Here is a 9,894-nt window from a genome sequence, read left to right on the forward strand (position 1 = left end):
CAATTCGGATGTGTGAGGAACGCGATCGACAACGATCGGCGGCAGCAACGCGCCCTGACGACCCGGATTGTAGAGGATTTCGGCGCCCTGCTCGGCGGCCATGTGGACGCGGGCTTCGAACAGCGCCGCCGCCTTCTCGTGCACGACGGTGCCAAGGTCGGTCGAGCGGTCCATCGGATCGCCGAAGCGGATTTTTTTCGCCCGCTCCAGCACCAGCGGCACGAAGCGGTCGGCGACGCTTTCCTGAACCAGGATGCGCTTGACCGCGGTGCAGCGCTGGCCGGAGTTCTTTGTCGCGCCGGCGACGGCCAGATCCGCGGCTCTGGCCAGATCCTCGTCGGAGAGATCGTTGAGGATGATCAGCGGGTCGTTGCCGCCGAGTTCCAGCACCTGGCGCTTGTAGCCGGCGGTGCGGGCGATCATCTTGCCGACCGGCACGCCGCCGGTGAAAGTGATCAGGTCGATATTGTCGTTGGTGATCATCTCGTTGCCGATGTCTGCGGGCCAGCCGGTCACCACCGACAGCATTTCGGGCGGCAGACCGGCTTCATAGAGAATGTCGGCCAGGAGAAGCGCCGTCATCGGCGTCAATTCGGTCGGCTTGACCACCACGCAATTGTTGGTGGCGATCGCCGGCGCCACCTTGTGCGAGACCATGTTGAGCGGGTGGTTGAACGGCGTGATCGCCGAGATCGCCTTCAACGGCTCGCGGGTGGTGAAGATCTTGCGCGCCTTGCCGTGCGGGGTGAGGTCGCAGGAGAAGATCTGGCCGTCATCCTGGATGCACATCTGCGCCGACAGCGTGAACACGTCATAGGCACGGCCGACCTCATAGAGCGAGTCCGTCTTGGAGATGCCGAGCTCGAGCGTGATGAGATCGGAGATTTCTTCGCGGCGCGACGCCAATGCCTCGGCGGCGCGGAACAGGATCTGCTGACGCTCGTAGCGCGTCAGCTTCGATTTGTAGCTGGCGGCGATCTCGAATGCTTTTCGCGCGTGCTCGGCACGCCCGGCCGGCACGGTGCCGATAACGGTGTCGTTCCAGGGGTAGCGCACCTCGACGACGCCGTCGGCATCAACTTTCTTGCCGGCAATGCGCATCGGCTCGTGGCGGACTTTGATGGAAGGGTCGAGTTTGGTCATGGGTTCTGCTCCAGCAGATTCTTGGGTACGTCGCGGGGTCGACCCCCACTCCGGCCCTTCGGGCCACCTCTCCCCCGATCGACGGGGGAGAGGAAATCAGGCGAAGTCGGCGCCCCCACGTTTCCCGGCTAAGCCGCGGCTAACCCTGGCGCCTTCCTCTCCCCCGTCGATCGGGGGAGAGGTGCCGAGCGTAGCGAGGCGGAGTGGGGGGTCGACACTAGCGCTCAGCCCGCCAGTGCCGCCGCCATTGTGGCGTAGTAAAAGGCGTCGAAGTTTCTCAACACAGGTTCATCAGGCAATTCCGGCAGCACACGATTGACGATGAACGGCACCTCCTGCTCGGTCAGCCCACCATGCGACCGTAGCGGTTCGTTCAGAGCCGCCAGGTCATGGCGATGTTCTGAGGTGCCGATCGTCTTGTTCTCGGTCGAGATCAGCACGATGTCGCCGATGCGATCTGCCGGCAGCTCAAAGCGCTCGCACGCCGTCGGGCTGTCGACGACCAGCATGATGCCGTCGATCTTCGCCAGCCGGGCCATGATGCCGGCCTGATCTGCGCCATCAGGCAGATAGGCGGTGGCAAACGAGCCGAGCGCGCCGTGATGCACGACATAGGGGTCGGTGATCGGCAGGATGACGCGGGCGGCGTCCTTGCCCAGCCACTCGTCGAGAAGGTCCTGGACATAGACGACGTCGGGCGAACCGTCCGCCTTGTGCTTGGGCTTCATGCCATGGTCGGCGGTGACGACGATCGCCGCGCCAAGCGCATCAAGCTCGGTCAGGTATTTGTCGAACATCTCGTAGAAGGCGTTGGCCTGCGGCACGCCCGGCGCGTATTTGTGCTGCACATAGTCTGTGGTCGTCAGGTACATGATGTCGGGACGGAACTCCTTCAGCAGCTGCACACCGGCGGCAAAGACGAATTCCGACAGTTCGGCCGAATAGACCTCCGGCACGGGCAGCCCAAAATGTTTCGAGGCATTGTCGATGCCGTGCTCGGCCCTGGTGGTGGTGTCGGATTTTTCCGCCGAAAAGCACAGCGCGCGGCCTTCATCGAAGGCAAGGCCCTTGCCAAGCAAGGCACGCAGCTTGTCCTTGGCGGTGACCACGGCGACCTTGGCGCCGGCATCGTAGAAGGCCTGGAAAATGGTCGGCGCGCGCAGGAAGCGCGGGTCATTCATCATCACTTCCTTGCCGGTCTCGCGCTCATAGAGATAGTTGCCGCAGATGCCGTGCACCGACGGTGGCCTTCCTGTGGCGATCGACAGATTGTTGGGGTTGGTGAAGCTCGGAATGACAGAGTGCGCAAAACGTACGGTGCCCTTCTGCTTGATCCTGACCAGCGCCGGCATCAACCCGGCCTCGATCGCCTCATCGAGATAGGCCGGCTCGCAGCCGTCAAGGCAGATGGCGATGGCCGGCACACGCGGCCAGGCGTAGGTGCGGCCGTTGACCGCGACGTTGATGGGAGACATCTGGTTCATCTGATATCCTCGAGATCGGCCGCTTCAGGCGGCGAGTTTGGCGCGTTCGGCGAGTGCCGCGGCGGGTGGAGCGGCGGTGTCGACGCCCATTTCATGAAGCGAGAAGGCCGCCGCCTCGACGACGCGGCGCATGACATGTTCGTCCATCTGGCCGATGCAGCCGACGCGGAAGCTATCGACGGCGGTCAGCTTGCCCGGATAGATGATGAAGCCCTTGTCCTTCATCAGATCGTAGAAGCGGTCGAAGGCGAAACTGGCATGGGCCGGGTTGAAGAAGGTGACGATGATCGGCGACAGCCAGCGATCCCCGAGCAGTGTCTCGAAACCGAGGTCGCGCATGCCGGCCACCATGACGTCGCGGTTCCTCGTATAGCGAGCGCCACGGCCGGCGACGCCGCCTTCGGCCTCGTGCTGGCGCAGTGCTTCGAGGAAGGCAGCGACGACGTGCGTCGGCGGCGTGTAGCGCCACTGGCCGGTTTTGTTGAGGTGCGCCCACTGGGCGTGGACATCGAGCGACAGCGAATGGCTCCTGCCTTTGGCAGCCTCCAGCTCGCTCTTGCGGGCGATGATGAAGCCGAAGCCCGGAACGCCCTCGATGCACTTGTTGGCGGACGAGACCATCGCCTCATAGCGGATATCGTTGACGTCGAGCGCTACGGCGCCGAAGGCGCTCATGGAATCGACCAGCAGCTTGCGACCCTTGGCATGGACGGCTTGCGCAATCTCGGCGACCGGATTGAGGATGCCGGAGCTGGTCTCGCAATGGATGGCGATGACATGGGTGATATCAGGGTCGGCCGCGAGGGCCGCCGCCACCTCGTCGCCGCGCGGCGGCAGATAGTCGCCCTTGTCGATCAGCGTGTAGGCGCGGCCGAGATAGTGCATGGTCTGCGCGGCGCGCAGGCCGTAGGCGCCGTTGGCCAGCACCAGAACCTTGCCATCTCTGGGCACAAACGAACCCAGCATCGCTTCGACGCAGAAGGAACCGCTCCCTTGCATCGGCACGCAGTCGAACTCATCGTTCCTGTCCCCGGTCAGCGCCAGCAGGCGGCGACGCATATCCGATGTCATGGCGCGGAAGTCGCCGTCCCACGATCCCCAGTCGCGCAACATCGCCTCCTTGACCGAATAGGCCGTGGTAAGCGGCCCTGGGGTCAGAAGATACGGCTCGCCCAGCGCCGGACTGGCCAGCGGCTCCGCGGCAAATTTCGTCTCGGCGAGCATGTTGTCCTCCGCTCGATCTGCGTTCGATGTGGCCTTATTCTTGGCCTGAATGATCTATTTGTAAAATCGTTATTTTGTATCGATGTATCGATTCTAACGATGGCAAAGATTGCCACTCGCCAGCGGAGAATGTCACCCGTCAGGCCAGTGCAGGAGCCCTCCCTTCCGCTGCCCCTCTCGCCAGCCGGCTTTCGAGCAGATCACCGCTCTGCGTCAGCAGCGGATAGGCGACAGAAGCCATCAGCGAGTTGATTTCCTTCAGTGCCCGCACCGCCTCCAGATGGATGTCGCTGGTGTCGATGCTCTGCGGCATTCCCGATTGCAGGCGCTTGAGGTGACGGTCGTGGCTCGTGCGTTCCAGTCTGCGCATATGCTCCTTCTCGACGACGAGTTGCCGCGCCGACTCGAGATCGCTCGACACCAGCACATTGAGCGCAAGCTGCATGTTGGCCATGACACGGTTGTGAAGCCCGGCCAGTTCGCTCCAGCCGTCGCGTGAAAAGCGCAGGTTCTTGTCACGCAGCTCCTGGGTGAGCACGAGCAGGTTCTTGGCGACGATATCGCCGGCGCGTTCGAGATTGATGGCGAAGTCGGTGAGCTCGATGCCGCGCTGCGCCTCGGCCGCGCTCATGCTGCCGCGATTGACTTCGGCAATGTAGAGCTTGATCTCGGTGTGGGCGCGGTTGACCTCCTCATCGAGTTTTTGGGCTTGGCGTATCTGGTCGGCGGTGCCGGCGTCGAAGAAATCCATCACCGGGCGCAGCATCACCTCGACGACTTCGCCCACGCGCAGCAACTCGCGGGTCGCACTGGCCAGAGCGAGACCGGGTGTGCGCATGACGGTGCGGTCGAGCGCGCTGGTGCGGCGTGACATCAGGTCCCCAGCCTCCCCTGCCTTTGCCGCTGGCCTGTCGGGGATCAGCAAGGTGGCGAGCTTTTCCATCGTGCCGGTGAACGGCAAGCAGCCGATGACGAGTACCAGATTGAAGGCAAGGTGCAGGTTGACCAGTTGGCGGCCTTCGGTTACGCCGAACAGATGCGCCGGGAAGGTCACGGCCTGAAGCGCAAACAAGGCGGCGAGCGCCGTCGTGCCGCGAAAGATCAGATTGCCAAGCGGGACACGGCGCGCCTCGACGGCATCGCCGCGTGTCAGCCACACCGCAATCAGCGCACCACCGCAATTGGCGCCGAGGATGAAGAACAGGCCGACCTCGACCGGCAAGACGCCTTGCGCGGCAAGCGTGACGAACAGCAGGATCGCCGCTACGCTGGAGTGGATCAGCCATGTGAACAGGGCAGCAGCGGCGAAGGCGGTGAAATAGTCCGCGCGCAGGTAGGAGATCACCAGTGGCAGCAAGGTGCTCTGCCGCATGGGTGCGGTCGCCTCGCCGATCATATGCAGCGACAACAGAACGAAGGCGACGCCCATCAGGATGCGTCCGCCCTGCTTGATGCCGCGCGCCTCGAACTTCAGGGCCATGGCGCCGCCGACCAGGATCAGCGCCGGCACCAGCCAGCTCAGATCGAACGACAGCACCTGGACGACCAGAGCGGAACCGAGGTCGGCGCCCAGCAGGATCGCCAGCCCCGCCGACACCGAAACCATGCCGCTGACGGCAAACCCGGCCGCCAGGATGGCGACTGCGGTCGAGCTTTGCAGCAGCACGGCAAGCACGGTGCCGACGCCCGCCGACCTGATCCGCGCACCCCGCGCCTGTCTCAGCGCATCGCGCAAGGCAGGGCCGCAGGCGCGCTCGACGCCCGTGCGCACCATGTGCACGGCCCAGAGCAGCAGCATGACGGCACCCGCCAGGTGCAGCAGGATGATGGAAAATTGCATAGCGACCTCCCGGCCAACGGCCGGCAGAGACGTCGACCCACACTCAGGCTGATGGCTGCCTAAACATAAGTCAAATCGTTCATTTCTATCTTTTCCCAAGCTGTACTTATGATAGGATGTTGGCGATTTCAGAAATGTCGGAGGCACGTAAGATGCGCTACGTCCAATTGCGGGCCTTTCACCAGGTGGCCATCTCCGGTGGCTTTTCACGCGCTGCCGAAGCGCTCTTCCTGACCCAGCCGGCGATCTCGGACCAGGTGCGCAAGCTCGAGGAAGAGTATGATGTGCTGTTGTTCAACCGCAACAAGAAGCAGGTCACGCTGACCCATTCGGGCCAAAAGCTGCTCGAGATAACCCACCGCATGTTCGATACCGAGCAACAGGCGCTGGAGTTGCTGACGGAGTCGCGCGCGCTGCGTTCCGGCACGCTACGCATCGTCGCCGATGCCGCACATCATCTGCTTCACATTCTCGGCAGCTTCCGGGCCCGCTACCCCGGCGTGCAGGTTTCGGTGCGCGCCGGCAACACCGAGACGGTGATCAGCAGCCTCTACAGCTACGATGCCGACATCGGCGTGCTGGGCGAGGTGCCGACAGGGCGCGATTTCGAGGTGCTGAAACTCAACTCGACGCCGATCATCGCGTTTGCATCCATCGACCACCCGCTGGCCGCGAAAAAGTCGCTCACCCTCAAGCAACTCGCGCAGGAATCGCTGGTCATGCGCGAGCGCGGTTCGAAGACGCGTCAGAAACTCGAAGATCTCGCAGCCGCCTCGAAAATCGAACTCAGGCCGGCGATCGAAGCCGAGGGCCGCGAAGCGGTCCGCGAGATCGTCGCATCGGGCGCCGGCATCGGCTTTGTCTCGGCGGCCGAATTCGGCCAGGATTCGCGGCTGGTGCCGATCACCATCGATGCTCCCGAGACCCTGATGGACGAAGCGCTGATCTGCCTGCGTGAACGCAGCGGCGGCAAACTGGTGCGGGCGTTCCTGGATATGGCAAGGTCCATGTCGGCGGATTAGGCGGCAGCGCGAACCTCCACCACATCAGCCTTCACCCGCTCCGACTTCGGATCGTAGGGGCTGCGCAGATGTGCTGTCGCGGCATGGCGAACGCCGGCAAGGTCGATCTCGAAACGACCACCGGTGAGAAACGCAGCATCGACGCCCGCCTCGTTCTCGATCAGCCCGAGCGCCACCGAGCGGCCAAGCGTGTGGCCGTAGGCGGCCGAGCGGACTTCGCCGACCGGCTTGCCGTCGCGCAGGATCAGTTCGCCGCCCCACAGCATCGGCTCGGCATCATCGAGCGTGCACAGCACGACGCGTCTTGCCGGTGCTGATGGCTTCGTCTCAACCAGCGCGTCGCGGCCGATAAAGTCACCCGGCTTGTCCATCGCGACGGCGAAGCCAAGCCCAGCCTGCCAGGGATTGATATCTGGCGTCAGCTCACGACCCCAGGCGCGAAAACCCTTTTCGATACGCAAGGCGTCGAGCGCGTAGTAACCGGCATCGATCAGGCCAAACTCGCTGCCAGCCTCATGCAGTGCCTCATAGACGCCGACGGCGAATTCGGTCGGCACGATCAGTTCCCAGCCCAGTTCGCCGACATAGGTCATGCGGTTGGCATAGGCGGTGGCATAGCCGATATCGATATCGCGGATGGTGGCGAAGGGAAAGCCGGCGTTGGAGAGATCGGCCGAGGAGAGTTTGCCCAGCAGATCGCGCGAGCGCGGCCCCATCAATGCCAGTACCGCGTAGGACGAGGTGACATCGGTCAAGATTGCATGCGCGTTGGACGGGATGTTTTTGACGATCCAGTCGGCATCGTGGATGGCTTGCGCCGAACCGGTGACGATAAGGAATTTCTCCACGCCAAGCCGCATCACGGTGAAATCGCTTTCATAGCCGCCACGTGCATTGAGCACGCCCGTATAAACAGACGTACCGACCGGTACGTCGATATTTCCGGCGCAGATCCAGTTGAGCGCGGCGCAGGCATCGTGGCCTTGCACGAGGAGCTTGGCGAAAGAGGTCTGGTCGAAGACGGCGACGGCTTCGCGTGTCGCCTTCGTCTCGCGCTTGACCGCCTCGTGCCAGTTCTGACGGCCGAAGGCATAGTCGTTTTCGGCTTTTTCTCCCGGTGCCGCGAACCAGTTGGCGCGCTCCCAGCCCATTTTGGAACCGAAGCAGGCGCCCTTGACGGCGAGCCGGTCGTAGAGCGGCGACCGGCGGAACGGCCGTGCGGTATCCAGTTCGCGGTTCGGCCACGGCATGGCGTAGTGCAGGCCGAGCGTTTCCTTGACACGGTCATGCAGCCAGCGCGGATTGTTGTTGAAGGGGGCGAAACGCCTGATATCGACCGGCCATAGATCCATGGTCGGCGCGGCATTGACGATCCATTCCGCCAGCGCCCTGCCCGCACCGCCGGCGCTGGCGATGCCCATCGAATTGAAGCCGGCGCCGACATAGAAATTCTTCAGCTCCGGCGCCTCGCCAAGGAGAAAATTGTTGTCCGGCGTGAAGCTCTCGGGACCGTTGTAGAATTTCTTGACCTCGGCCTCCGCCAATTGCGGTACGCGGACCAGCGCGTTTTCCATCAGGATCTCGAACTGATCCCAATCGTCCGGCAACAGCGCGAACTCGAAATTTTCGGGAATGCCATTCATGCCCCACGGCTTGGCGTGCGGCTCAAAGCCGCCCATGACCAGGCCGCCGACCTCTTCCTTGAAGTAGATAAAACCGTCGGGGTCGCGCATCACGGGCAGGTCCGGATGCACGCCCTCGATCCTGCCGGTAACGATGTACATGTGCTCGGCCGAATGCAGCGGCACCGAGACACCGCACATCAGCCCGACCTTGCGCGCCCACTGGCCGGCGCAATTGACGACGATCTCGGCGGCAATGTTGCCGCGATCCGTCTCGACACCGCAGGCGACACCATTCCTCTGGCTGATACCAGTGACCTTGACCCGCTCGATAATTTTCGCGCCGCGATTGCGCGCACCCTTGGCGAGCGATTGCGTGAGATCGGTCGGATTGGCCTTGCCGTCGCCCGGCAGCCAGACGGCGCCGACCAGATCGTCGGTCGCCATGACCGGCCATAGATCCGCCGCCTCCTTCGGCGAAATCACGTCGATGTCGACGCCCTGGGCGCGTGCCGATGCGGCCGTGCGCTTCAGCACCGTCATGCGGTCGGCGGTCCGCGCCACCGACAGTGAGCCACAATTCTTCCAGCCGGTGGCAAGCCCGGTCTCGGCTTCCAGCTCGCCATAGAGCTGCGTGGAGTATTTGATCAGGCTGGTCATGTTGGAGTGACTGCGCAACTGGCCGACAAGCCCTGCGGCGTGCCAGGTGGTGCCACCGCTGAGTTGCCCCTGTTCGAGCAGCACAACATCGGTCCAGCCGAGCTTCGTCAGGTGATATGCGACCGAGCAGCCGATGATACCGCCGCCGACGATGACGACGCGCGCCTGGGTGGGAAATTGGTTTGCCATGGGAGATCCTGCCGTTTTGACACGAGCCGGATCATAGCAGTCGAATTCCAAATATCAACACAAAATGCCACAAAATATCACATCAAGATGCAACCATCAGCTCAGGCCCCTTGCGCGCAAGCGCTTCGGCGATGTCGGCCTGCGGCTTCGCATCGACGATCACGCCGGCGGCGTGCTGAAAATTCGGGATCCTGAGCGGCGTCAGCTTTGCGAACTTGCTGCTGTCGAGAACGAAGTAGGTTTTGGCGGCAAGCGCGATCATGCGGCTGCGCTGTTCGGCGCCGGCGCGGGTGAAATCGGTCACCTCGCCGTCGGGCGACAGCGCGCCACCACCGAGGAAGGCGATGTCGACGCGAAAGCGCGCCATGGCTTCGAGCATGTCGATGCCGGAGGCTGCTTCTTCGCCGGGATCGACTTCGCCACCCAGCATATGCACGCGCATGCCTGAGACGTGGCACAGCAGAAGCGCGATCGGGAGGCTCGCCGTGCAGATGGTGAGATCGCGCAGGTCGGTCATGGCTTGTGCGACGGCCAGCGTGGTGGTGCCGGAATCGAGGAACACCACCATGCCGTCCTTCACAAGACCGGCAGCTATCCTGCCGATCGCAGCCTTGCCCCGGGCATTCTCCTGGCTGCGCAGGCTCATTGCCGGTTCGCTCGGCTCGAAACGGGCAGCGCCGCCATGGACGATGCCGAGCTGTCCTTTATCC

At 63.3% G+C, this 9,894-nt stretch carries 7 protein-coding genes; 1 reads left to right on the top strand and 6 read right to left on the bottom strand.

Features of this window, described 5'->3' with window-relative positions; all coding sequences use genetic code 11:
- The 4 genes from EN964_RS13570 to EN964_RS13585 form a co-directional block, all read right to left on the bottom strand.
- Positions 1–1,143 (bottom strand): aldehyde dehydrogenase family protein (locus tag EN964_RS13570; RefSeq protein WP_127276439.1); only part of this gene is annotated, 1,143 nt, incomplete at its 3' end.
- A gap of 224 nt (positions 1,144–1,367) precedes the next feature.
- Positions 1,368–2,627, bottom strand: coding sequence for a phosphonoacetate hydrolase (gene phnA / locus EN964_RS13575; RefSeq protein ID WP_127266988.1), 1,260 nt, complete (start codon positions 2,625–2,627; stop codon positions 1,368–1,370).
- Positions 2,628–2,651: 24 nt separating this feature from the next.
- On the bottom strand, positions 2,652–3,851 hold the full coding sequence (locus EN964_RS13580; protein WP_127266987.1) for a 2-aminoethylphosphonate--pyruvate transaminase: 1,200 nt from the start codon (positions 3,849–3,851) through the stop codon (positions 2,652–2,654).
- Positions 3,852–3,990: 139 nt separating this feature from the next.
- Entirely contained in the window at positions 3,991–5,691 is a 1,701-nt protein-coding gene (locus EN964_RS13585; RefSeq protein WP_127266986.1) for a Na/Pi cotransporter family protein, read from the bottom strand.
- A gap of 152 nt (positions 5,692–5,843) precedes the next feature.
- On the opposite strand from EN964_RS13585, the gene EN964_RS13590 reads away from it, so the two are divergent.
- Positions 5,844–6,713, top strand: coding sequence for a LysR substrate-binding domain-containing protein (locus EN964_RS13590; RefSeq protein ID WP_127266992.1), 870 nt, complete (start codon positions 5,844–5,846; stop codon positions 6,711–6,713).
- Here the strand turns inward: EN964_RS13590 and EN964_RS13595 are convergent.
- Together EN964_RS13595 and EN964_RS13600 are read right to left on the bottom strand one after the other, a co-directional pair.
- Positions 6,710–9,184 (bottom strand): FAD-dependent oxidoreductase, encoded by a 2,475-nt coding sequence (locus EN964_RS13595; RefSeq protein WP_127266985.1) that lies wholly within the window; start codon positions 9,182–9,184, stop codon positions 6,710–6,712. The genes EN964_RS13590 and EN964_RS13595 overlap by 4 nt on opposite strands.
- An 82-nt stretch (positions 9,185–9,266) precedes the next feature.
- Positions 9,267–9,894 (bottom strand): DeoR/GlpR family DNA-binding transcription regulator (locus tag EN964_RS13600; protein ID WP_164775813.1); only part of this gene is annotated, 628 nt, incomplete at its 5' end.

This window comes from Mesorhizobium sp. M7A.F.Ca.CA.001.10.2.1 (assembly GCF_003998575.1).
Classification (GTDB): Bacteria; Pseudomonadota; Alphaproteobacteria; order Rhizobiales; family Rhizobiaceae; genus Mesorhizobium.

Excerpts from the sequence above, each read along its gene's own strand:
- phnA (WP_127266988.1), bottom strand. The coding sequence starts at position 2,627 with ATGAACCAGATGTCTCCCATCAACGTCGCGGTCAACGGCCGCACCTAC.
- EN964_RS13580 (WP_127266987.1), bottom strand. The coding sequence starts at position 3,851 with ATGCTCGCCGAGACGAAATTTGCCGCGGAGCCGCTGGCCAGTCCGGCG.
- EN964_RS13585 (WP_127266986.1), bottom strand. The coding sequence starts at position 5,691 with ATGCAATTTTCCATCATCCTGCTGCACCTGGCGGGTGCCGTCATGCTG.
- EN964_RS13590 (WP_127266992.1), top strand. The coding sequence starts at position 5,844 with ATGCGCTACGTCCAATTGCGGGCCTTTCACCAGGTGGCCATCTCCGGT.
- EN964_RS13595 (WP_127266985.1), bottom strand. The coding sequence starts at position 9,184 with ATGGCAAACCAATTTCCCACCCAGGCGCGCGTCGTCATCGTCGGCGGC.